This window comes from Dyadobacter sp. (genome assembly GCF_039919315.1).
Lineage (GTDB): Bacteria > Bacteroidota > Bacteroidia > Cytophagales > Spirosomataceae > Dyadobacter.
Genome location: NZ_JBDSFX010000056.1, coordinates 19,298 through 42,339 on the forward strand (window position 1 = coordinate 19,298; position 23,042 = coordinate 42,339).

Here is a 23,042-nt window from a genome sequence, read left to right on the forward strand (position 1 = left end):
TTTTGACTGCCAAATCCTACTCTGACATGATACGAAACTATTTCAAAATTGCCTGGCGGAACCTGGTCCGCAATCGCGCGTTTTCTGCGATCAATATTTCAGGACTGGCGATCGGGCTGGCCTCCTGTATGCTCATCAGCTTATATGTGCTCGACGAGCTCAGTTTCGACCGTTTTCATACCAAAGGCGACCGCATCGTACGCGTCTTTTTCAAAGGCATTATGCAAGGTGGGATCATGAACGAGGCCCATGTAATGCCTCCAACTGCCACTACCCTCAAAGCCGATTACCCCGAAGTAGAAGAAGCCACACGTCTGCGGCAGGGTGGCAACCCGCTGATCCTGATTGGCGAAAAGCTTTTCACAGATGACCGGCTTGCGTTTGTTGACTCCAATTTTCTGAATGTTTTTACATTTCCACTCATTCAGGGAAATCCAAAAACGGTGCTTTTAGACCCCAATTCAGTGGTAATCAGCGAGACAGCTGCTGAAAAATATTTTGGCAAGCAGGATCCTATTGGCAAAATACTAAACATGAAGGAATGGAAGGCCAATTATAAAGTGACTGGCATCATGAAAGATATGCCTGCCAATTCACATTTCCGCTACGATCTGCTGGCATCCATGTCCACTTTGCAGGAAGCGAAATCGACATCCTGGATGGTTTCGGAATTTTTCACCTACCTCGTTCTTCAAAAAGGTTACGACTACAAACGCCTCGAAGCCAAACTGCCGCAAACGGTCGCCAAATATATGGGTCCGCAATTGAAACAGGGACTTGGAATGACTTTGGATGAATTCCGCAAAAAAGGAAATGATATCGGACTTTACTTACAGCCATTCACGGACATTCACCTGCATTCGACTTTTCAATATGACCTTGGTACCAATGGCGATCTGCAATATGTGTACATTTTTGGTGCGATAGCGATCATTATGCTGCTGATTGCCTGCATTAATTTCATGAATTTGTCTACCGCAGGCTCCTCAAAAAGAGCCCGTGAAGTGGGCGTCAGAAAAGTAATGGGCTCAGAGAAGATCGAGCTGGTCGGGCAGTTTTTGATGGAATCCATTTTACTGACCGGCATTGCATTGATCCTCGGTACATTGATCTGCTTGATTTCGCTGCCGTTACTGAATAACATTTCGGGCAAAAATCTGGGGCTTCACCTGGACGCGCTTCCCGCATTGATCCCAGCGCTGGTGTTGTTCGGACTATTTGTAGGCGTTTTTGCGGGCAGCTACCCTGCGTTCTTTTTGTCTTCTTTCAAACCGATTTCTGTATTAAAAGGCGGTTCTGCTGTCATTAAGCTAAGTTCTTCCGGCCGGACGATCGGTTTGAGAAGCACACTGGTTGTATTTCAATTCTTCATTTCCATTACATTAATGGTCGGTACTGCGGTGGTTTACCAGCAATTGAAATTTATCCAAAACAAAAAACTCGGTTACGACAAAGATCAGGTACTGGTCGTGCCGGCCTGGGCTTTGGGTAAAAACCAGGAGGTATACCGTGAAGAACTGTTGCGCGATTCACGGGTTAGCCATATCAGTTTGTCAGGATATGTACCGGCAGGTCCTTCCGGCAACAACAACTTTATGATTTCGCCGGAAAACAATACTTCTCAGCTGGTCAAGACATTACGGTACGAAGTGGATTATGAATACATGGCGACTTTGGGAATGCAAATGAAGGAAGGACGTAATTTTTCCAAAGATTTTGGTACCGATTCAACGGCCATTATTCTGAATGAAACCGCAGCGAAGACATTGGGATGGAAAAATGACGCGATCAACAAAACGGTATCCCGGCGCGACAATAGTGGTAGTACCGCTACATTTCGTGTGATCGGAATCGTGAAGGATTTCCACTTCAAATCGCTCCACGAACCTATTTCTCCGCTAGTGATGACACTGACGCAGAATAATGGCTGGATGATCATTAAGACCAAAAACAAGGAGGTTACCGGACTGCTAGCCACCATGGAAAAACAATGGAACAGCTTCAAACCCGACCTGCCATTCTCCTACACATTCCTGGATGCGCGATATAACGAAACCTACAAGGCGGAACAAAAAACAGGTCAGATACTGGGACTGTTTGCCGGATTGACCATTTTCGTGGCGTGTCTGGGACTGTTCGGACTGGCTACATTCACTGCCGAACAACGCACGAAGGAAATTGGTGTACGTAAAGTTTTGGGAGCCTCAGTTGCCGGAATCGTAGCGTTACTTTCGAAGGATTTTCTGAAACTGGTCAGCATTGCTATTGTCATTGCGCTCCCCGTTTCCTGGTGGATGATGGGCCGCTGGTTGCAGGATTTTGCTTATAAAATTGACATTGCTTGGTGGGTGTTCGCCCTGTCAGGATTGTTGTCCATTGCCGTGGCGCTGTTTACAGTTTCATTCCAATCAATAAAAGCAGCATTAATGAATCCTGTGAAATCGCTTCGCTCGGAATAAATCATGCCGTAAGTTGCTATCTTGCAAGCTTGTATGTCTATAACGATTAACTGACATTGAAAACCGTCCGGCTAAAAATCACAAAGCATTGTCACATTTTTCAGAAAGGAAATATTCTGGAAGTGGAAGATGCTGTGGTTCAGGATGCGTCAAATGCCAATGTATCCGGCTATTCCGTTCCTGATATCGGGAATGGATTGCCGGGTATTTTGCCATTAAAATCAGTGAAAAAAATTGCTGGCAAGGACGAAGAGACCGGCTCCCACTACGGGAAATGTCTGCTGACAAAGCTGTCGAACTTTTATGAAACTGGTGCAGCACCGGCCGCAGCACCGGAAAACGCAGGCGATATACTGCCGACACATATACGCGTCATCCATTACCCGGACTGCCAGCAGCTCATGTTTCATATGCCCAAATATGCATACGATGCGGGTGCGTACAGGCTGATCAACAATGTGACCGGCGAGTTGATTGAAAACGTGAAAGTAAGGGATCATTTGAGTGGCGGCACAATGGTACTACTGGATACCCTCTCCTACAAGCCTGGTTTTTATACGATAGAAGCTGCCTGGCCCGATGGCTGGACACATCAGATACGGTTTATCAAGTTTATTGAAAGTTTTCCTGAGGCATCTTACGAGAATCCGCCGCGTAATGTGGAGCTGGCGATCAAAAATCAGGAATGCCATTTATTACCGGCCCCTGTTATAATCATTCCGCCAAAAATAACAATCAGACCGATCGAAAAGCCTAAGCCTTACGCCAATTACGTACATCCGCCGGGTAATGTTACGATGATCCAAAATGATAAAGAGCACAGGCTTTTTGATTCAAATGGTGTTGAGATAGAAAATGGCGTTGATATAAAAAGTTTCAAACGAGACCTGGCGTTGAAATTTGGCCCAGTGGCTGAGTACACGCAGGACGGCCGTGGCGGAACGATCTACTATGCGGAAAAGGACCTTTCGATGGAATTCTATTGGGAGTTTGGCGGTGGTAATGCAATCGTCGTCATTGATATTCCGGAAGAAAAATACTGGGAGGCACAAACGAAAAAGCCACTTGCCGAGCGGGACAGCTTTCTTAGCAGAATGGCAGAACGTGTCATTCAGGACAAGGCGCCGGGCTGTCATTTTCAGATGTATTCCAATTCAATCAGCATTCTGCGCTGATGTGCTCCTATGATCAGTTTCCAGGCCAAAATGCGACTTCGGAAAATTGAAAAAAAAAAAATATTTTTAAATTCCTGTAACCTTTTGCAATTCCTCAGGTTACCACGTCAGAATCACCAAAAAAGAGAAACCCCTTTTGAACTCACTCACAGATAATTCGCTCATGCTCCGTGTCAAAGACGGGGATCTGGATAAGATGGGGTTGCTCTTTGAGCGGTACAACCGGCCGTTGTTTGCATTCTTTTACCACATGACACATCAAGCGAATGCAAGCGAGGACCTGGTTCAGAATGTGTTTTACCGGATGCTCAAATACAAACATTCGTTTACTGGTGAGGGTGAATTCAGGACGTGGATGTATCATTTAGCCCGAAATGTGCTAAATGATTCTGTCAAGCAAAACCGGTCTGTTAACCATTATGATGTCAATGAATTCGCGGATAAGCTGGGTGGCGGGACATTGGCAGATGAAGGACTCGAAAAACAACAGGATAAGGACTTTTTGCATAAAGCCATGTCCGGCCTCAGCGAAGAGTACCGCGAGGTCTTGATTTTGAGCAGATTCCAGGATATGAAGTACGACGAAATTGCAAAAGTGCTGAATATCAACGAGGGAACAGTGAAAGTACGTGTTCACAGAGCATTGGGCGAGTTGAAGAAAATGTTTTTTACCAATGAAAGAAGATAAGCAAATGAGTTGCGAACATGCAAAAGATCAATTAACGAATTGGCTCAATAGCCGACTGAGCAACGCAGAGCGGATGGTTGTGGAAAAACACCTGTCGCAATGCCCCGAGTGCCAGGAGGAATTTGCTTCTGCCAGAGTGCTTTGGGACAGCCTCGCAAAGATCAAAGTGCCGGAGCCAAAGGAAAGTATGCGTGTCAACTTCTACGCCATGCTGGATGATTTCAAAACTGCTGAGGAAAAGAGCCGGCCATTCTCGTTGCAAGAGATGATTTTGAAACTCAGGGAGTTTGTTTTGCCACAATGGACCGTACAGGTGGCATTCAGTCTTTTACTGGTTGGACTCGGCTGGGTAATTGGTAACAAAACAAGCCGCAGCAACGTGTCTGCAACCGCATACCAGCAACAAATAGAAACATTGGCCACCCAGGTTGAGGATATGAAAAGCACCATGATGTTGTCGCTGATCGAAAATCCTTCGGCCACGGAGAGACTTCGGGCGGTGGGTTACACCACGGAAATAACCGATGCAGATGAACGCGTGATAGAAGCGCTTTTTACTACCTTAAACAATGATCCTAATGTGAATGTGCGGCTGGTGACCCTCGAAGCACTCACACAATTTGCCGCAAAACCGACGGTAAGGGAACAACTCGTCAAATCACTGGCTGTGCAGGACTCTCCGATGGTACAGGTTGCGCTGGCCGATGTGATGGTGAAATTGCAGGAAAAAAGTTCGGTGAAAGCGCTCAAAAAAATGCTTAGAAAAGATGGAATCGATGATTTGGTAAAAACCAAGATCGAGCAATCTATCAAGGATCTCTCTTAAACAACCATAATCCAATACTTAGCTATGAAATATTTTGCAATCCCCTTATTGGCGGGAGCAGTGCTTTGCTGTACCCAGGCCCCCGCGCAAAAACTTGAATTCAAGGAGCATGTCAGCAAAGAATTCAAATTGACACAAAACGCTGGCTCCAACACATTGGCCATTTATAATATCAATGGGTTCATCAAAGTAGAGGGTTATGCCGGAGATAAAGTGGTGCTGGAAATTGACAAAACAATATCCGCCAAAACCAAAGAGTACCTCGAACAAGGAAAGCAAGAATTCAAACTGGAATTCGATCAGCAATCCGATAGCATCACGGCTTACATTGCCAATCCATACGACTCGCGCCCGAACAGGGGCAAGCGAAACTGGGACGGCCCGAAGATCCAATATCATTTTGAATTGAATTTTACAGTGAAAGTCCCCTACGCTCTTAATCTGAGCATATCGACAGTGAATGGCGGCGATGTGAACGTGAACGACGTGACCGGCTTACTCAACGTGCATAATGTGAACGGCGCGATCAAAATCGTGAATGCCAAAGGCGCTGCAAAGGCCAAGACGATCAATGGTAATGTGGAAGTGAACTATGTGACGCTACCTCCCGGAGAATCGGATTTTCAGACATTAAATGGGGACATTAAGATCAGCTACCCTGCTGCGCTGTCGGTGGACTGCCAGTTCAAAACTTTCAATGGTAACTTCTATACGGATTTCCCCAATGTAGAATCGCTGCCGGTGCGCGTGATCAAAAACTCCGAAAACCAAAGTGCCAAGACCGTTTACAAGCTCAGTACGGAAACCTCTATCCGAATAGGAAAAGGTGGCCCTACCTACAAGTTCGAAACATTTAATGGAAATATTTATCTTAAAAAACAATCATAGTAAAATGAAAACCAATCTGATTTCAACCCTTGCTCTTTCCATCGCGCTAACTTTGGGTGCGGCTCCATCATGGGCCCAGTCCGACGCCAAAGAGCAACTCACTATACCGCTGACCGATCCTGCTAAACCGGGTTCTTTAAAAGTAAATTTGATCAACGGTACCATACATGTGACAGGCTATACGGGCAACCAGGTTGTGATTGATGCCGTAGTAAAAGGAAGTGAAGGAGAAAGTAAAAAAAAGGATGAGCAGGCAGCCGGAATGAAGCGGATCGTTCCACCCGGAGCAGGTCTCGACCTGACTGCTACCGAAGAAAATAATGTCGTAAAAGTAAGCACGAAGTTCGTGAACAAAACCATTAACCTGAACATTAAAGTACCGCAGAAATTCACGCTGCGGGTCGGTACGATCAACAATGGGGACATCATTATTGACAACGTAAATGGCGAGCTGGAAATCACGAATGTCAATGGTAATATCACGCTTTCGAATGTGTCGGGAAGCGTGGTGGCCAACACGGTAAATGGTACGTTGAAAGCGAACTTTCTGGGCATCGATTCCAAGTCACCCATGGCATTCTCGACATTGAATGGTAACGTGGACGTGACCCTTCCGCCAGCGGCCAAGTTTGACGTAAAACTCAAATCCGACCGTGGCGAAATTTACTCTGACTTCGATGTGGACGTGGATAAAAGCCAGCCGCAGGCTACACGTTCAGGCAAGGACGGCATGTATAAAGTGTCCATCGAAGACTGGGTAAAAGGTAAGGTCAACGGCGGCGGCGGGGAGATTATGATGAAGAATATGAACGGCAATATTTATGTGAGAAAGACGAAATAGATTTCACATTAGTACCCCGAAAATCTAAAAACCCACTAACTACCTTCGGGTAGCAGTGGGTTTTCTTTTGCGTACAGGATTTAAATTTTCCGCCACACCATTCTACACGATTGTCCCGCCTAGTTCTATGAGCATTTGAGACAGCTCTTCCAACTTTTTTGATTTAACTGATGCAAGAATCTGCTCGGTGGTTGCCTCCGCGGTGGCGATGGATTCGGTCAAGATCTTCTTCCCGGAGTTAGCCAGTTTAACGTAGGACACCCGGGCGTCCCGGCTGTTCGCCTCTCGTTTTACCATGCCTAATTTTTCCAATGGTGTGAGCATTCTGGTGATGCCCGAGGCTGTTAAACCAATCTTTTCGGCAAGGTCGGTGCGGCGTAATTTTTCGTCGGGTGCCTCTGCCAGGTGAAACAAAATCATGAATTCATTGAGGCTGATGCCGTGGCTGCTCAGCCGGGAATCAAAGCGTTTCGCAGTTAAAGCCTGGATCATGGTTAGGTTTAAAAAGAGTTTAAGGGATGTGGATATAGTTGACATAAGGTTGAAATATATTTGATTAATAGTTGATATATACTTGATTAGTCAAGTATTATGCAAATATATAATGGTTTTAATTGATTGTATAATAAATGGTTATATATTTTTGATCGAATTAATTAAATGCGGAATCGTGATGATGTTACATGCCTGACGGAATTTGGGCAGAATTGAAATGATGGCACATTGCTACCAATGTTACATGCGTACGGCATTTCCATACGACATAACAACTGCGGTTTTCATCCATATCAATTGACTGCGGCACCGTTTCAAACCACATCAAAAAAATCGCGTTGCGATGTGACCTTGGTAGCAAATGTTCGGATGATTTGTGTTCAAAATCTCGTAGGGATGTAACCTAATAACCCGCATTACCCGGAATGGGCACGGAGCAATTGGCGGTAGCTATTCAGCACGCCGGATTTGGAAATGAACCCGACGAATTCTCCCGAAACCTTTACGACCGGAAGATTCCACGCACCCGTTTCATCGAACTTTTTGACCACACTTACCACGCTGTCAAAGTCGCTGATCACGGTGGTTGGCACCTTCATCAGGCTGCTTACTTTGAGCATATCATACACCTCCGGGTTAAATAACAACGGACGAATATCGTCCATGGAAATGATCCCCGCCAGTCGCTTATTTTCATCCACGACCGCGATCATATTTCGTTTGCCGGTACGTACCAGTTCTGCCAGTTCGTCCCGTCCGGCGTTGACCTGGATCGTTTGAATATCTTTATCAATCAGGTCGAGGATTTGCAGCAGGGAGAGTAGGTTTCTGTCGTGTTCACGGGTGAAGATCTTACCTTCCCCAGCTAGCTTTTGCAAGTCCGGAGAGATTGGCGAAAACCACTTTGCCATTAGAAATGATATGACCGAAACCAGCATGAGCGGAATGAATAAATCGTAGCCCGACGTGGATTCGGCGATCAGGAAAATGGCGGTTAGCGGAGCGTACAGAACGCCGCTCATGACCCCCGCCATTCCTACAATCACGAGATTATTGACAGGGACATCCGAGATACCAGCCTGCACACAAAGCAGCGCAAACGCATACCCGAGCGAGCCGCCCGCCACAAGCGATGGTGCAAAATTCCCGCCGTTCCCGCCACTGAAAATGGTAATGGAAGCGGAGAATGCTTTGAGCAAACAGATCACGATTACAAACACCACTACCACCCATTCGCGATAGCCGATGAAACCGAAAAAGCTGTTCTCAATGACCGTATGAATCTGCCCGTTCGTGATCGCTTTGATGGTATCATATCCTTCGCCAAATAGTGGAGGGTACAGCACGCAGAGTACCGAAAGTATTGCCCCGCCAAGCATTGCCTTTTGTATCCGGGTGATTTTGATGTTGTGAAAAAACTGGTCTACATACCTTGCGATCAACACAAAATACCGGGCGTACAATCCGCACAAAATACCCAGCACGAGGTAGTACGGAATGTTGTGATAGTCGAAAGGATTTCGGGTTTTGAACTGAAAAAGAACGTCCTCTTTTAACAGCACCTTGGAAATAAGGCTTCCACAAACCGCCGATACGACGAGCGGAATAAAATCTGAGAAAACTACGCCCGTCAGCAGAATTTCGAAAGCGAACATCATACCGGCAATAGGCGCATTGAATGCAGAAGCTATGCCCGCCGTTGCACCCGCAGCCAATAGTAATGTGCGTTCGCGGTAGTCCAGCTTGTAGGTCTGCGCGAAGTTGGAACCGATAGCTGCGCCGGTCACTGCGATAGGACTTTCCAGTCCCGCTGACCCTCCCAGGCCCACTGTGATAGCACTTTGGACAATCTGCGAATACATTTTGACGGATGATACCACACTGGAATTCTGCGCGATCTCATATAAAATAACCGGAATTCCTTTTTTATCCTGCCCTTTGAAAATAAAAATGACGACCAACGTGGTAATCACAATGCCCAGAAAAGGGAACAGAACGTAGAATAGTATCTGCTCTTCAAAATGTACTTTATAAGTGATCACGTAGTGAATGTAATGCACCAGGGATTTCAACAACACGCCGGCCAGGCCGCACGTTGTCCCGACCAGGATACCGGAAAGGATCAGAAACTGTGACCTTGTCAGTACGTTTTTGAGCCAGAACAAAACGATTTCGTAGCTCCTGGCCTTATTGAGGCTATATCTCGTGAAGTCCCTTCTGAACTTTAAAAAATTATAGAATTTCTTGACACTGCTTTTATTCACAATCAGTCATTTTGAACCGGCCGGCTTACCATGTTGAACATTTCAGAAAAGCTGCTAATCGCTTTCCCCATAAAAATCGTATGCATTAAAAGTAGCAAATAATGTTCCCGGTTTAGCAAAACATACAAAACCATGATCACCATTCTCAAAATTACCTTCACTATCATTCTGGTCTGGATGTGTTATGTTGTCGTCACGACCAGTTTGAAAAGCAACTTGTTCAAGGAATGGGATTTCCTGGGCTCTATCCCTTGGATGCGCGCTACGCTTTGGGATTTTTATGCCAATGTTTTCGTGATCTATTTGTGGATCTGGTACAAAGAACCCAGCATTCTTCTTAAAATCGTCTGGCTCATTGCTATGGTTTGTCTGGGAAGTATAGCCAGCTGCGTTTACATCCTGATTGAGCTTTTTAAACTGGAACCGGGAGAAGGAATTCAGGAATTATTGATGAAACAGCATGATTAGTATCCTCATAACGCCAGTCATCGCAAGCCTCATGACGTGCTGCCTGATCATGGCAGTCGTATGGATATGGGCATATAAAATCAGGAATGGAGGAGTGGTCGATATATTCTGGTCTTACAATTTCCCTGTCATCGCGATCATACTGCTGCTTTTGGCGGATGGCTTTGCACCAAGGATATGGCTGCTAAGTGCAATGGTGATCATTTGGGGATTAAGGCTGGGGACACATTTGGCTAGACGGGTACTCGGCCACATTCATGAGGAGGAAGGCAGGTATGCCCAGCTTCGCAAGGAATGGGCACCTCACTCCGACCGAAAACTGTTCTGGTTTTTTCAGGCTCAGGCGGTTTCAAATATATTGTTGGCGATCCCGTTTTTTATTACTACCGCCAATAAAACCAGCGAAATTACCATACTGGAATACATTGGGGCAGGAATATGGCTCATCGCATTTACAGGTGAAGCGGTCGCGGACTGGCAATTGGATCAGTTTAAGAAAGACGCTGCGAGCAAAGGAAAAGTCTGCGATAGGGGTCTCTGGAATTACTCGCGTCACCCTAATTACTTTTTTGAATGGTTGATATGGGTGGGTTATTTTGTAGTGGCGCTGGCCTCGCCTTATGGTTTCATAGCGATCATTAGTCCGGCCATCATTTTGTACCTGCTGCTCAATGTCACCGGAATACCGGCGACGGAAGAACAATCCGTGCGCTCGAAAGGGGATTTATACAAAGAATACCAACGTACTACCAGCGCCTTTGTGCCGTGGTTCAAAAAATAAATGCATCCAAACGGCCCCGCTCTGTCGTAGGTTGACTAAAATTCATTTCTACCTCCTCCCATTTTCCAGTTATGTGGATTGACAGCATTTTAGAAAAAGATCAGATTCCGGACTTCGTGATACGCACACGCATCAGGCAGCTTTTGAAACAGCGGCTTGAAGATGAGAACAAAGGCGGCGTGGAGCAGCAGCAGGCACATTTAATGGATTTTATCCAAATGCTCAAAAGCTCGCCTATTGCAGTCAACACGACCGATGCCAATGAGCAGCATTACGAAGTTCCGACAGAGTTTTATCAATATTGTCTGGGTAAAAACCTGAAATATTCAAGCGGGTACTGGAAGCCAGGCGTCATTGACATTGATACTTCGGAAACTGATATGCTGGAAATTACCTGCGAACGGGCTGATTTGCAGAACGGTCAGCATGTATTGGAGCTGGGCTGCGGCTGGGGATCATTGTCATTGTTCATGGCCGCTAAATATCCGGGCAGCAACTTCACAGTGGTGTCCAATTCCCGAACCCAAAAGTTGCATATCGACCAGCAGGCTGTCCAGCGCGGCATTCAAAACCTGACGGTACTGACAGCCGATATGAATAATTTCCACATCGACCAGCAATTCGACCGCGTTGTTTCAGTAGAAATGTTCGAGCATATGCGGAACTATGAGCTGCTGATGAAAAAAGTCGCCTCATTCCTCTTACCGGACGGGAAGCTGTTCATTCATATTTTTACCCACAAAGAATATGCGTATCTTTTTGAGGTTGTGGACGAAAGCGACTGGATGAGCAAGTATTTCTTTACAGGCGGTGTGATGCCGAGCGATGATCTGATGCTTTATTTTAATGATGATCTGACCGTGGAAAAACATTGGCACGTGAGCGGCACCCATTATGGCAAAACTTCGGAGGCCTGGCTTGCCAATATGGATAAACATAAAGCCGGGATCATTCCATTGTTTGAGCAAACTTATGGTAAGGCCAATGCATTGAAATGGTGGGTTTACTGGCGCATCTTTTTTATGTCGTGCGCCGAGCTCTGGAACTACAATAATGGTAATGAATGGATTGTGAGCCATTATCTGTTTCACAAAACGCAAAACAATGCTTAGGCTCATTCTTCCTGTCACCCTCTTTCTGATTTCGCTCCTGACGATTTTCCCGGCGCCGGCCTACCCATTATGGCTGCTTACGATTATCGTCGACGAATTTCCCTGGGCCCCGATATTGGTCATAATCATTTGTTTTCTGTTCAATATTCAGAATGCGCAGTATCCGCTGGTAACGAATGTTTTCCTGCTTGGCGCACTATTACTATATATTTCTCCAATGATAAAGGCGAAAATCATTGCTACTGACCTTGCCGAAAGGCTTTCGGCCAATTTTGGACAAGCCGACCGATTGACACAGACCAATAACCATCCCTTCGGCCTAGTTAAAATATTTAACAGTGTAAGAAACATCAATCACACGAAGCTGACCTATAAACACGACAAACAGACACCGCTTTCTATGGACTTCTATCCTTCGGCTCTTGGCGGTAACAGGCCTTGTGTAATCGTAGTTCATGGTGGATCCTGGAAGAGCGGGGACAATACCCAGCTTCCTGAATTGAACAGTATCTTGTCCCGGGAAGGCTATCATGTGGCGGCGATCAATTACCGGCTCGCGCCGGGTAGCCAAAGTCCTGCTCCTGTTCGGGATGTCAAAGATGCCATTGCTTTTTTGAAAAATAACTCCGAAAAATGGCATATTGACCCAAACCGTTTTGTGTTGCTGGGGCGGTCTGCCGGAGCTCAAATCGCGTTACTCGCCGCGTACACACTGCATGAGCCGTCCATTAAGGGTGTAATTGACTTCTATGGTCCGGCAGATATGGTATGGGGATATTCGATTCCTTCTAATCCCTTGATCATGGATTCAAGGAAAGTGATGGAGGACTATCTGGGTGGATCCTACGCGGCTGTTCCTACAAATTACGAGAACAGCTCTCCTATCCTTTTTACTTCTGAAAAATCGCCACCTACCCTGTTGATTCACGGAGAAAATGATCCTCTCGTTGCTTATGAGCACAGCCGGAGACTCAATTTAAAACTACAACAGAAAGGCGTCCCGCATTACCTCCTCAGCCTTCCCTGGGCCACGCACGGGTTTGATTACAACATTAACGGCCCTGGCGGCCAGCTCTCTACCTATGCCGTTTCTTATTTTTTAAATTCTGTGACCAGATAACATGCTTAAAACAGCCATCATTGGAACCGGGATAGCCGGAATGGGATGTGGACATTTCCTGAGTGAGGTGGACAACCTCACATTCTATGAGCAAAATGACTACGTGGGTGGCCATACCAACACGGTAACCGTCGACGAGGACGGCAGCCCGGTACACATTGATACGGGTTTTATGGTCTTTAATTTCCAGACCTACCCCAACCTTTGCAAGCTTTTTGAAAAAATCAAAGCGCCCATTCAAAAAACGGACATGTCTTTTAGCGTGCAGCATCAGCCGAGCGGCCTGGAATATAGCGGAAGCAGTCTGAACCATTTGTTTGCGCAGCGAAAAAACCTTTTTAATGTCAGCTACCTGAAAATGCTTGCCCAGATCTCCCGCTTCAACAAAGAGAGTGTGAAAATTCTGGACGACCCCAAATACGCGCACTACTCGATTGGCAGGTACATCACAGAATTTGGATACAGCGCTGATATGCTCTGGAAATACCTCGTGCCCATGAGCTCGGCAGTTTGGTCTACGCCTATGAAAGAAATGCTGGACTTTCCGGCGGTAACATTGATCCGTTTCTTTAAAAACCACGGCTTCCTGGGCCTCGACACCCAGCATCAATGGTATACTTTGAACAAAGGCAGCCAATCCTATCGCGAAATACTGATCGGGCCATTCCGAAACAAAATTCATATCAACCGCAAAGCCCTGCAGGTGATCCGGCAAAACGGTCAGGTAATGGTTAGGGCATCCGATGGCAGTCTCGAGGCCTTTGACAGGGTCATTATTGCAACCCACGGAGATCAGGCGCTGGCTATGCTATCCGAGCCCACGCTTGCTGAACAGCGGCTGCTTTCGAACTTTAAATACCAGTATAACAAGGCCGTACTGCATACCGACGAAGCCATTATGCCCAAAGCTAAACTTGCATGGAGCAGCTGGAATTATCGCATTAAGGAGGAAGACGGGGAGCAAAAACCGAGTACCATTTACTGGATGAACCAATTACAGGATGTTTCCAAACGTAAGAACTACTTTGTCTCCATCAATCCTCATCAGGACCTGGATGAGCGCAAAATCTTGAAAGAAATCGACTACGACCATCCTTTGTTCGATGTACCTGCCATAAAGGCGCAGGAGGAACTAGATACATTGAATGAAGGCGGACCGATCTATTTCTGTGGGAGTTATTTCAAATATGGTTTTCATGAAGACGCGTTTGCCAGCGCAGTAAAGCTCTGCTCCCATTTATTGGGGGAAAATGTTCTTTGAGACGAAAATCCAAAGAAAACTTTCGGTCGTATATAGCAGCATGAAAGGTTTTAAATTTAATTCATGTTTATACGAAGCTACCGTAATGCACAAGCGGCTCGGTCCGAAGGAACATTACTTCACTTACGGCATATTCATGTTTTACCTCGATCTGGATGAGTTGGATCTGCTGAACAAGAAACTGAGGTTAATGAGCCGTAACAAGTTCAATCTCTTCAATTTTCGCGACCGTGATCATTTGCAGCTCCCGCGTGAAAACCCCGATCAAAGCAAAAATATCAGGCAGCATTTAACCGATTACCTAACTGCTAATGGTGTGACGATTGGAACAGGAAGGATTATGGTACTCACCAACTTATGCACGATGGGTTACCAGTTTAATCCGGTTTCCTTTTACTACTGTTACGATGAAGCCGGAAACCCGGTATGCTCGGTGGTGGAAGTTTGTAACACTTTCCGGGAAATGAAGCCTTATTTTCTGGATATGAAAACGTACAGTAACGACCGTTTTGAACTCAATACTGCCAAGGAATTTTATGTTTCGCCATTTATGGAGCTGGACACACACTTTCATTTTAAACTGAATATTCCCGAGAAAAATCTGAGGATCAGTATCAATGATTATAATCCGAATGGTGAACTGATTTTTATCAGCTCACTCACCGGAAAGCGAAAGGAGTTGAATGACAGCAATATGCTCCTATTTTTTATCTCTTTTCCTCTAATCACCTTGAAGATCATTACCATGATCCACTGGCAGGCTTTCCTGCTGTGGACCAGGAAGATAAAGTTTATCAAAAAATCGGATAATCTGCGCTTACAGAAAGAGGTTTTCAGGCCTTATGAATCTTAACCGAACAAAATATGCTAGTTAACACCCGCCCGTTTACGAAAGAAGTACCAGCTATGCCAAATGCGGCGAAGCCCGGCTTTTACCAGCAAATAGTTTATAGTCAGCTGAATAAAATGACATTGGGAAGGCTGACAATGACCTTGCCAGGCGGCCAGACTGTTTCATTTGGCACTGGTGAAGGATGTTTGCAGGCGATGATCCGGGTCAATGACGTTAATCTGTTCCGGAAAATAGTGCTATTTGGCGACATCGGATTTGGAGAAGCGTATGTCGACGGACTTTGGGATACGGACAACATTACTGACGTGATCGGCTGGGTACTCCTCAATATAGAAAACGCTCCGGGTGTTTCTGGAAGCGGTTCGCAGCACTTCTCAATGAATGTGCTACGACTTTTCAATAAATTATTACAGAACAAAAGAGCCAACACACTATCAGGGTCGCGCAGGAACATTTCCGAGCACTACGACCTGAACAATGATTTCTTTGCTACCTTCCTCGACGACACCATGACCTATTCCAGTGCGATTTTTAATCGTGCGGACATTAGTCTGGAAGAAGCGCAAATTGAAAAATATGATCGGCTATGCCGGAAACTGAGTTTGAAACACACAGATCATGTACTGGAAATCGGTAGTGGATGGGGCGGAAATGCTATTCACATGGCGCAAAACTATGGCTGCCGCGTCACCTCTCTGACACTTTCCGTGGAGCAACAGAAATTTGCAACCAAACGTATAGCGGAGGCCGGTTTGTCGGAACGGGTAAAAGTGCTGGTGAAAGATTACCGGGAAATGGATGGGAAATTTGACAAGATCGTGTCCATTGAAATGCTGGAAGCGGTCGGGCATCAGTATCTTAAATCTTATTTCAAAAGATGTAATGATCTGTTAAAAAAAGACGGTATCCTTGCCATTCAGGTAATCATTTGTCCCGACTCGCGCTACCATAGCTTGCGTAAAGGTGTCGACTGGATTCAGAAATACATCTTCCCAGGCTCACTACTGCCCTCCATTGGCATTATCAATCAAGCTGTTAACCTCACCGGTGATCTTACGATGATCGATATGAAAGAGATCGGATTGCACTACGCACAAACACTTAAATCATGGCTGGACCGCTTCAATGCAAATCTTGATCAGGTAAGGAGCCTCGGATTTGACAACGAATTCATACGCAAATGGACCTACTATTTGTGCTATTGCGAAGCCGCGTTCAAGATGCGGAATATCAGCGTGATCCAAATGGTTTACAGCAGGCCCAACAATACCGGAATCTAAATAAAGAGCCCGTCGGTCTCCCGGCGGGCTCTTTAATGCATAAATATTTCGTTGTTAGTTAGCTCTGGCTAGTTGCACTTCCAGTCGGATGTCCACATTGCGGTCGTTGCCGTTGTAACGTGATCCGTATCCATTGCCTGAACCGATCCCTACGCCCATGCCGCCGCCCATGCCAATACCACCGCCCAGGCCTATACCTATGCGGGGACTAAACCCGGATTGCGAAGATTGGCCATCTACCTTGATGTTAACCCCCAACATGGAGCCTTCTTTTGTATTCACGTCCATCAGGCTGAACGGGATGGCAATTTGCTCGGTCAGCTCGCCGTTTCTATCCATTGCAATGTGAGATTTGATGCTGCCGTCGGGTACTACCAGATTGATCGAATGCTGGCCCTCCTTATCTTTCCAAAGTGCTTCCTTGTTGTAAGAATCGAGCAGTAAGTCCAATCCGAGGCTATTGGGAAGGTCAGTGTCAATTCTTTTGAGCGCTTTCCTGTCTTCCTTCATCACTACCGGAAAAAGAAGGTAGTACCCTTCCTTTTTCTGGCCTTCCGGGCTGAAAGAAATTTTCAACCCACTTCCCAGAATGTTCTGAATGGTAGTAGGATCCTTTGTTTTCAGCGTAATATACACATACTGATCGTCGTTGATGATGCCGTACTTTAATCTTGACTTCTGATCCTGCTGATCGGGTTTGACTTCGTCCACATAGGAAAATGGTGCATTCCATTTGGACTCATAAGTCATTGTTTTAGAGGAACTACATCCAGCGAGGGCAACTAACAGAAGTAAACTCCAACTGTTTCTATTATTTTTCATTTGGTCGGTTAATTACAATTACTTTTAATAACGTACTCATGTAATCAATCATTACGACAATCGGCAATAATTCGTTGCATTATAGGTTTGTTACGCCTCTGGACAAAAGTAGGCCGATTTTGATATGCAGTTTTTCAGGTTCAAAAGGTTTGGATAAAGTATCGTTCATTCCCGCCTGGATCGCCTGATCGATCTCTTCCGGCAGTACCGTAGCGGACAGCGAAAGGATAGGGGTTTTGACGTGCAATTGTTTACGCGCAAATCTGGCGGTTTGAAAACCATCCATTTCGGGCATCCTTGTATCCAAAATGATCAGGTCGTAGTTCTGTTCTTTCAATGCATCCACTGCTTCCCTGCCGTTCACAACCATTGTAGTGTCCATTTGCCACGTTTTCAGGTACTTACGCAGCAAAAGTGCATTAATGGGATTGTCTTCCGCTACCAGCACTTTTTTACCCTCAAACGGAGGCAGGTCCTGAAACGAAACGGGCGGTTTCACCTCTCCCACTTTCTCATGGGCATCCGGAAGTACCAGTGTAAAGAAAAACTGGCTGCCTTCATTAAATTTACTGTTTACTTCCAGCTCGCTGCCCATTAGCCGCACCAGTTTTTGTGAGATGGTCAGTCCGAGACCAGTTCCCCCGTATTGATGCGAAGTATTTTCCGACGCCTGTCCATATTCGGAAAAAATATTGGAAATGTGCTCTTCCGACATCCCTATGCCGGAATCATCCACACTGAATTTGACCTTGTGTCCGCTGCTAACTTCCGACAAATGCTCTATTTTCAGTAGTACTCTCCCTGTTTGCGTGAATTTCAATGCATTGCCTACTAGATTCAACAAAATCTGGTTGATACGCATTCCATCCGCTTTCACACTTTCCGGAACAGACTGATCTACTACCAGTTGCAAGTCCAGCTTTTTCTCCTCCGCTTTGAATTTCATCAGGTCAATAATGCCTTTTCCCAAAAGCCGGAGATCAGTAGACGTAGGAATGATGGAGAATTTCCCTTCGTCTATTTTAGAAATGTCAAGAATATCATTCAAAATATTGAGCAGAGAGCCCGAAGATTGCCGTAGCATACTAATCAGGTCCTGTTGCGCCAAATCCAGCTCGGTCGCCGCCAGGATGTTTCCTAATCCGATTATACCATTCAATGGCGTCCTGATTTCATGGCTCATGTTGGCCAGGAATGCTTCCTTTACCTTCCTCGCTTTTTCGGCCTGGTTCTGTGCGTATATGAGCGCCCGCTCGTGCGCCTTCCGTTTTTCAACATCATGCAAATTCACGAACAGCAGCCTGTTTTTATACATGATCCTTAGTTCAAGCCAAACCGGCTGACGCAGCCTGCCATAAAACTGATCCTCTACCACAATGGTATCACCCCCTATGTAAGTCCTTTTCACCAGTACTTCCCGTAAACTTGAATTGACAGGGTCAACCAGCAGATCAAGCATGGTAATCCCCAGCAGAGCAGAGGGTGACAGGCCCAGTATCGTTTCAACAGAAGGATTGATAGAAATGATATTACCCGTTTCAGGCTCCATCGTAGCGATGATGTCGGGTGAATTCAGAATAATGGTTGCGTAGTTTTCAAGTAACTTATTTTTGTCCCTGATCTCCTTCTGGCTACGTGCCAGCCTGATCAGCGAGTCAACTTTGGCATTGGTAATGTAGGGATCAAGCGGCTTGTAGAGGTAATCAATAGCCCCTGTTTTTAAGCCCTTCACAGCGTAGGTCGTTTCCTTGGATATTGCAGTAACAAAAACGATCAGTATCTCCTTGGTCTTGGGATTGGAAAGCAATGTTTCTGCAAATTCAAAACCATCCATTCCCGGCATCTGAACGTCGACCAGCGCGACTGCAATGTCATTCTCCCACACAATCCGCAGGGCTTCATTGGGAGAAGTCGTTGCATAAATTTCAATGTCTCCTCTGTTCAGGATTGCTTTCAGCGAGAGTAGATTTTCTTCCCGATCATCCAGCAAAAGAATTTTGGTGTTTTCCATGGTTACGTTGAGGGCTAATAGAGTATGTTCTTAATCGCTTGAAACAAATTGGCTTCGTTCAGAATTGCATGCTGGTCATATTGCCGAATGGCCTCCTGTGGCATTCTGGGCGACTCGGCAAAATCAGGATTTTGAACATAGGTAGGATAACCTTTCTGGGCCAGCACTCTCATGCCGGAAGCACCGTCGGCACTGGAACCGGAAAAAAGCATAGCCGCCTTAACAGGGATTCCTGATACGGCGGCGGATATAAAAGTCGAGTCTATGGATGGTCGGGAGAAAAAATCCTTTTCAGAAAGATCATAGTAAAAGCGCTGATCGGGGCCGATCAGCAAATGATAATCTGGAAATGCAAAATAAATGCTGTTTGCCTTGATAGGATCCAAATGGTAGGGCTCCTTCATATAAACACGGGTTTTGGTTTTAAATAGCTCGGGTAACGCCGACGAACTGGATTTCCCTCTGTGCAAAATAAATACAAGCGCAAACGACAATGGATTGGTTAGCAATTTCAGGATCTCTTCGAAAATCACAAAGCTACCCGACGAACCGCCAATAAGGACAAGACTAAGGGGTTCATCATCTGCCGTTTTCATCTGATTTTCTGATAAATGTTCAGCGAACTATCGATAATCTTGAAATGACCTTCAATGCCCGAGTACCGCAAAGTCTCCCGTTTGCCCAGACAAAGAAAGCCCAACATGCTTAAACTATCATACAATAACCGGAATACTTTTTGCCGCAATTCCAGTGTAAAATAAATCATCACATTCCGGCAGCTGATGAATTGAAATTCATTGAAAACACCGTCGCCCGTCAGGTCATGCAGAGAAAAAATGATGTTCCTGCGCAACTCCGGCGATATTACTGCCTTATTATAGGCAACATGATAGTAGTCCGACAATGAATTCTTTCCGGCCGCCATCATGTAATTTTCCGAGTAAGTACGGGTGTTACCCAATGTAAAAACACCTTCCCTGGCAGAAGCCAATACTTTGTTACTGAGATCAGTAGCGTAAATCAGCGAGCGATCCAGAAAACCGGCCTCTTTCAGCAAAATGGCCATTGAAAATGCCTCCTCTCCTGTCGCGCAACCCGCTACCCACATTCGGATCGCCGGATAAGATTCAAGATAAGTGAATACCTCATTGCGAACTTTGACAAAAAAATCCGGGTCGCGGAACATCTCCGAATAGTTGACCGTCAATTCCTGAATGAGGTCATACACAATGCGCCCACCCGGTTCAATGTGTATCAAAAGTTCGCCCAGGTTCATTCCCTTTCCCGACAGGTACCGGCTCGCCCGCCGAAGCAATGATGGTCGTGCGTAACCGGAGAAATCAAACCCTGATATTTCCCTGATCCGCGTGATCAACATTTCGAGTTCCGGATATTCAATCAGTACCATATGCTAAGCCGAATGTAACCAGACCTTAATCAATGACAGCAACTTATCGATGTCCACCGGTTTCGAAATGTAATCATTCGCTCCTGCTGCCAGACATTGCTCCCTGTCGCCCTGCATCGCCTTCGCCGTTACCGCAATAATCGGCAGATTGGCCCACTTACCCTGCTGCCTGATCCTTCGCGTAGCTTCGATTCCGTCCATTTCAGGCATCATTACATCCATTAGTACCAATTCAATGCCAGTAGTCGATTCCAGTTTTTCGATCGCTTCCCGCCCGTTTGTGGCAATTTCAATTTTAAAGCCGGAATCTTCCAATACCGCGCTCAGCGCAAATATGTTTCGCATATCGTCGTCTGCCAGCAGGATTTTCCTTCCGACAAACACTTTTTCTGAATGCACGATCGGATTGCTGAAAGGCTCAGTTCTGTTCTCCGACTGCGTTGATTTAGGCTGTATCTTTTTCAGAAACAACTTCACTTCATCCAGCAGCCGCTCGTTTGATTTCTTTGTTTTGATGACTACCGGGTGTGAATGCCTCATGACACGGCTCAGGTCCGCCTGCGTCAGGTCCGCGGCGGTGTTAACAACCACTGGCAATGCATTCCAGTCTGAATTTTTCTTGATCTCGTCCAATAAATCCAGGCCATTCATATCCGCAAGTTTCACATCCAGAATGATCCCGTCTACTGAATCATTCCGTAAAATGTCCAGTGCTTCTTTGCCCGAAAATGCGTACAGGACAAAAATGTTATTGGCTGCCAGGAAATCACCCAGATACTTGCTCTGCGTGGTATCGTCCTCAATTAACAGGATTCTTTGCTTTTCAAGGTCTTTTCCTTCCAGTTTGAGCAGATTAAAAATGCTTTCCGCCGATTTCTGGTCAACCGGTTTCTGCATAAATCCCACCGCACCATCTTTGAGCATATCCAGATTAAAGTAATCGCCAGACGATACGGTATGAACCGGGATCAACCTCATTTTCGCATCAGCTTTCAATTCCTTCAAAACCTCGTCTCCCGAAATATCAGGCAAGTGCATATCCAATATGATCGCTGTCGGATTGAAAGTTTTCACCATTTCGAGCCCCGACTTTCCATCTACCGCAACTTGAACTTCAAATCCGCTATCACTCGCCTTAGCCGACATATCTGCTGCGAAAATGGGGTCATCTTCGATCAGCAACAGTCGTTTGGCCCGACCATTCTCAATAATTTTCGCCGCGGCCGCCTCTTTTTCTTTCTGAATAATTTCAGCAGGCGTCAATACTTCTTCCACCTGCCCTTCCTCTGTCAGCAAAGGAATTTTCAATGTAAATACAGATCCCTCGTTCGGCTCACTTCGCAGAGAAATAGATCCTTTAAACAAATTGGCCAGCTCGCGGCTGATCGAAAGTCCAAGACCGGTACCGCCATACTTACGGCTCGTCGAACCGTCGGCTTGCTGAAATGCTTCAAATATGGCTTTCTGTTTTTCAAGAGGAATTCCAATACCCGTGTCGGCCACATCAAAGTGCAGATAACCGCTTGCCTCGCTAATCGTTAATGAAACCGTACCTGGTGCCGAGGTAAACTTGATCGCATTGGAAAGGAGATTTCGTATGATCTGCAACAACCTCACCTGATCCACCAACAATACCTCGGGGCAAGATTCTGCTCGTTCTATTTTTAATGTAAGACCCTTATTTTCTGCAACTTTCTGGAATGTATTTCTCAATTCAGATAAGATCAATTCCGTATTGACCTTCTCATTCATCAGCTCTATTTTGCCCGACTCTACCTTTGCCAGATCGAGAATGTCGTTGATCAATGTCAGCAGATCGTTTCCGGAATTAAAGATCACCGAAGCATACCGTTGTTCCTCTTCGCTTAAACGCGCACCTTTATTTTCACCCAAAATGCGCGAAAGAATGAGGATACTGTTCAATGGAGTCCGTAATTCATGGCTCATATTCGCCAGGAACTCGCTTTTAAAGCGACCGCTCTTTTCCAGCTCATCCGCCTTAATTTGGATCTGGTCTCTCGCTTCCTCAATAGTACTTTTCTGCTCTTCCAGCATGAATGCCTTCTCTTCGAGCTCAGTATTGATCTGTTTCAGTTCTTCCTGCTGCACGCGTAGTTCCTCTTCGGAAACCTGTAACAATGATGTTTGTCTGGTAAGCTCCTCATTCGTCACTCGTAATTCCTCCTGCTGACTTTCCAGTTCTTCTGCTTGTAATTGTGTTTTTTCAAGCAGCTCACCGGCAATCTGCCGTGCGCGCGAAGCCATAATGGCCACAGCCACATTGTCGGAA

20 protein-coding genes are annotated in these 23,042 nt (G+C 45.8%); 13 read left to right on the forward strand and 7 right to left on the reverse strand.

Annotated elements, in window-relative coordinates:
- Positions 1 to 26 precede the first annotated feature (26 nt).
- From ABIO93_RS15940 to ABIO93_RS15965, 6 genes are all read left to right on the forward strand, one after another.
- Entirely contained in the window at positions 27 to 2,459 is a 2,433-nt protein-coding gene (locus ABIO93_RS15940; protein WP_348069367.1) for an ABC transporter permease, read from the forward strand.
- Between the two features lie 56 nt (positions 2,460 to 2,515).
- Entirely contained in the window at positions 2,516 to 3,634 is a 1,119-nt protein-coding gene (locus tag ABIO93_RS15945; RefSeq protein WP_348069369.1) for a hypothetical protein, read from the forward strand.
- A gap of 163 nt (positions 3,635 to 3,797) precedes the next feature.
- On the forward strand, positions 3,798 to 4,322 hold the full coding sequence (locus tag ABIO93_RS15950; protein WP_348069404.1) for an RNA polymerase sigma factor: 525 nt from the start codon (positions 3,798 to 3,800) through the stop codon (positions 4,320 to 4,322).
- Positions 4,309 to 5,148, forward strand: a complete 840-nt coding sequence (locus tag ABIO93_RS15955) for a HEAT repeat domain-containing protein (RefSeq protein WP_348069371.1) — start codon at positions 4,309 to 4,311, stop codon at positions 5,146 to 5,148. Before ABIO93_RS15950 ends, ABIO93_RS15955 begins: the two co-directional genes overlap by 14 nt.
- Positions 5,149 to 5,172: 24 nt before the next feature.
- Entirely contained in the window at positions 5,173 to 6,036 is an 864-nt protein-coding gene (locus ABIO93_RS15960; RefSeq protein WP_348069373.1) for a DUF4097 family beta strand repeat-containing protein, read from the forward strand.
- 4 nt (positions 6,037 to 6,040) lie between these two features.
- The gene (locus tag ABIO93_RS15965) at positions 6,041 to 6,877 is read left to right on the forward strand and encodes a DUF4097 family beta strand repeat-containing protein (RefSeq protein ID WP_348069375.1); all 837 of its coding nucleotides are present in this window, start codon (positions 6,041 to 6,043) and stop codon (positions 6,875 to 6,877) included.
- 102 nt (positions 6,878 to 6,979) lie between these two features.
- Here ABIO93_RS15965 and ABIO93_RS15970 read toward each other — a convergent pair whose 3' ends face one another.
- Both ABIO93_RS15970 and ABIO93_RS15975 read right to left on the reverse strand, forming a co-directional pair.
- Positions 6,980 to 7,414 carry a MarR family transcriptional regulator gene (locus ABIO93_RS15970; protein WP_348069377.1) on the reverse strand — a complete coding sequence of 145 codons (435 nt, stop codon included), beginning with the start codon at positions 7,412 to 7,414 and terminating at the stop codon, positions 6,980 to 6,982.
- Between the two features lie 374 nt (positions 7,415 to 7,788).
- Positions 7,789 to 9,636: a chloride channel protein gene (locus tag ABIO93_RS15975; RefSeq protein ID WP_348069379.1), complete on the reverse strand. Its 1,848-nt coding sequence runs from the start codon at positions 9,634 to 9,636 to the stop codon at positions 7,789 to 7,791.
- A gap of 132 nt (positions 9,637 to 9,768) precedes the next feature.
- On the opposite strand from ABIO93_RS15975, the gene ABIO93_RS15980 reads away from it, so the two are divergent.
- The 7 genes from ABIO93_RS15980 to ABIO93_RS16010 all read left to right on the forward strand — a co-directional run bounded on the left by ABIO93_RS15980 (position 9,769) and on the right by ABIO93_RS16010 (position 16,511).
- The gene (locus ABIO93_RS15980) at positions 9,769 to 10,104 is read left to right on the forward strand and encodes a DUF1475 family protein (protein ID WP_348069381.1); all 336 of its coding nucleotides are present in this window, start codon (positions 9,769 to 9,771) and stop codon (positions 10,102 to 10,104) included.
- Positions 10,097 to 10,885 carry a DUF1295 domain-containing protein gene (locus ABIO93_RS15985; protein WP_348069383.1) on the forward strand — a complete coding sequence of 263 codons (789 nt, stop codon included), beginning with the start codon at positions 10,097 to 10,099 and terminating at the stop codon, positions 10,883 to 10,885. Before ABIO93_RS15980 ends, ABIO93_RS15985 begins: the two co-directional genes overlap by 8 nt.
- Before the next feature lie 71 nt (positions 10,886 to 10,956).
- Positions 10,957 to 11,997 (forward strand): cyclopropane-fatty-acyl-phospholipid synthase family protein, encoded by a 1,041-nt coding sequence (locus ABIO93_RS15990; protein WP_348069385.1) that lies wholly within the window; start codon positions 10,957 to 10,959, stop codon positions 11,995 to 11,997.
- On the forward strand, positions 11,990 to 13,117 hold the full coding sequence (locus ABIO93_RS15995; protein WP_348069387.1) for an alpha/beta hydrolase: 1,128 nt from the start codon (positions 11,990 to 11,992) through the stop codon (positions 13,115 to 13,117). The genes ABIO93_RS15990 and ABIO93_RS15995 overlap by 8 nt, the downstream gene beginning before the upstream one ends.
- A gap of 1 nt (position 13,118) precedes the next feature.
- Positions 13,119 to 14,378, forward strand: coding sequence for an FAD-dependent oxidoreductase (locus ABIO93_RS16000; RefSeq protein ID WP_348069389.1), 1,260 nt, complete (start codon positions 13,119 to 13,121; stop codon positions 14,376 to 14,378).
- A gap of 40 nt (positions 14,379 to 14,418) precedes the next feature.
- Positions 14,419 to 15,231 carry a DUF1365 domain-containing protein gene (locus ABIO93_RS16005; RefSeq protein ID WP_348069390.1) on the forward strand — a complete coding sequence of 271 codons (813 nt, stop codon included), beginning with the start codon at positions 14,419 to 14,421 and terminating at the stop codon, positions 15,229 to 15,231.
- Positions 15,232 to 15,242: 11 nt separating this feature from the next.
- A complete protein-coding gene (locus ABIO93_RS16010; RefSeq protein ID WP_348069392.1) occupies positions 15,243 to 16,511 on the forward strand; it encodes a cyclopropane-fatty-acyl-phospholipid synthase family protein in 1,269 nt (422 codons plus the stop codon).
- A 54-nt stretch (positions 16,512 to 16,565) separates the two neighbouring features.
- On the opposite strand, the gene ABIO93_RS16015 is transcribed toward ABIO93_RS16010, so the two are convergent.
- The 5 genes from ABIO93_RS16015 to ABIO93_RS16035 form a co-directional block, all read right to left on the reverse strand.
- Positions 16,566 to 17,261 carry a hypothetical protein gene (locus tag ABIO93_RS16015; RefSeq protein WP_348069394.1) on the reverse strand — a complete coding sequence of 232 codons (696 nt, stop codon included), beginning with the start codon at positions 17,259 to 17,261 and terminating at the stop codon, positions 16,566 to 16,568.
- 151 nt (positions 17,262 to 17,412) lie between these two features.
- A complete protein-coding gene (locus ABIO93_RS16020; protein ID WP_348069396.1) occupies positions 17,413 to 19,344 on the reverse strand; it encodes a response regulator in 1,932 nt (643 codons plus the stop codon).
- A 14-nt stretch (positions 19,345 to 19,358) separates the two neighbouring features.
- Positions 19,359 to 19,940 carry a chemotaxis protein CheB gene (locus ABIO93_RS16025; protein WP_348069398.1) on the reverse strand — a complete coding sequence of 194 codons (582 nt, stop codon included), beginning with the start codon at positions 19,938 to 19,940 and terminating at the stop codon, positions 19,359 to 19,361.
- The gene (locus ABIO93_RS16030) at positions 19,937 to 20,752 is read right to left on the reverse strand and encodes a CheR family methyltransferase (protein ID WP_348069400.1); all 816 of its coding nucleotides are present in this window, start codon (positions 20,750 to 20,752) and stop codon (positions 19,937 to 19,939) included. Before ABIO93_RS16030 ends, ABIO93_RS16025 begins: the two co-directional genes overlap by 4 nt.
- Positions 20,753 to 20,755: 3 nt before the next feature.
- A partial coding sequence (locus tag ABIO93_RS16035; protein ID WP_348069402.1) for a response regulator occupies positions 20,756 to 23,042 on the reverse strand: 2,287 nt, incomplete at its 5' end.

Bases quoted from the DNA above. Each gene is read 5' to 3' on its own strand.
- ABIO93_RS15940 (WP_348069367.1), top strand. From the start codon at position 27: ATGATACGAAACTATTTCAAAATTGCCTGGCGGAACCTGGTCCGCAAT.
- ABIO93_RS15965 (WP_348069375.1), top strand. From the start codon at position 6,041: ATGAAAACCAATCTGATTTCAACCCTTGCTCTTTCCATCGCGCTAACT.
- ABIO93_RS16000 (WP_348069389.1), top strand. From the start codon at position 13,119: ATGCTTAAAACAGCCATCATTGGAACCGGGATAGCCGGAATGGGATGT.
- ABIO93_RS15980 (WP_348069381.1), top strand. From the start codon at position 9,769: ATGATCACCATTCTCAAAATTACCTTCACTATCATTCTGGTCTGGATG.
- ABIO93_RS15960 (WP_348069373.1), top strand. From the start codon at position 5,173: ATGAAATATTTTGCAATCCCCTTATTGGCGGGAGCAGTGCTTTGCTGT.
- ABIO93_RS16005 (WP_348069390.1), top strand. From the start codon at position 14,419: ATGAAAGGTTTTAAATTTAATTCATGTTTATACGAAGCTACCGTAATG.
- ABIO93_RS16015 (WP_348069394.1), bottom strand. From the start codon at position 17,261: ATGACTTATGAGTCCAAATGGAATGCACCATTTTCCTATGTGGACGAA.
- ABIO93_RS15955 (WP_348069371.1), top strand. From the start codon at position 4,309: ATGAAAGAAGATAAGCAAATGAGTTGCGAACATGCAAAAGATCAATTA.
- ABIO93_RS15985 (WP_348069383.1), top strand. From the start codon at position 10,097: ATGATTAGTATCCTCATAACGCCAGTCATCGCAAGCCTCATGACGTGC.
- ABIO93_RS15950 (WP_348069404.1), top strand. From the start codon at position 3,798: ATGCTCCGTGTCAAAGACGGGGATCTGGATAAGATGGGGTTGCTCTTT.
- ABIO93_RS15990 (WP_348069385.1), top strand. From the start codon at position 10,957: ATGTGGATTGACAGCATTTTAGAAAAAGATCAGATTCCGGACTTCGTG.
- ABIO93_RS16020 (WP_348069396.1), bottom strand. From the start codon at position 19,344: ATGGAAAACACCAAAATTCTTTTGCTGGATGATCGGGAAGAAAATCTA.
- ABIO93_RS15970 (WP_348069377.1), bottom strand. From the start codon at position 7,414: ATGTCAACTATATCCACATCCCTTAAACTCTTTTTAAACCTAACCATG.
- ABIO93_RS16025 (WP_348069398.1), bottom strand. From the start codon at position 19,940: ATGAAAACGGCAGATGATGAACCCCTTAGTCTTGTCCTTATTGGCGGT.
- ABIO93_RS15995 (WP_348069387.1), top strand. From the start codon at position 11,990: ATGCTTAGGCTCATTCTTCCTGTCACCCTCTTTCTGATTTCGCTCCTG.
- ABIO93_RS16030 (WP_348069400.1), bottom strand. From the start codon at position 20,752: ATGGTACTGATTGAATATCCGGAACTCGAAATGTTGATCACGCGGATC.
- ABIO93_RS16010 (WP_348069392.1), top strand. From the start codon at position 15,243: ATGCTAGTTAACACCCGCCCGTTTACGAAAGAAGTACCAGCTATGCCA.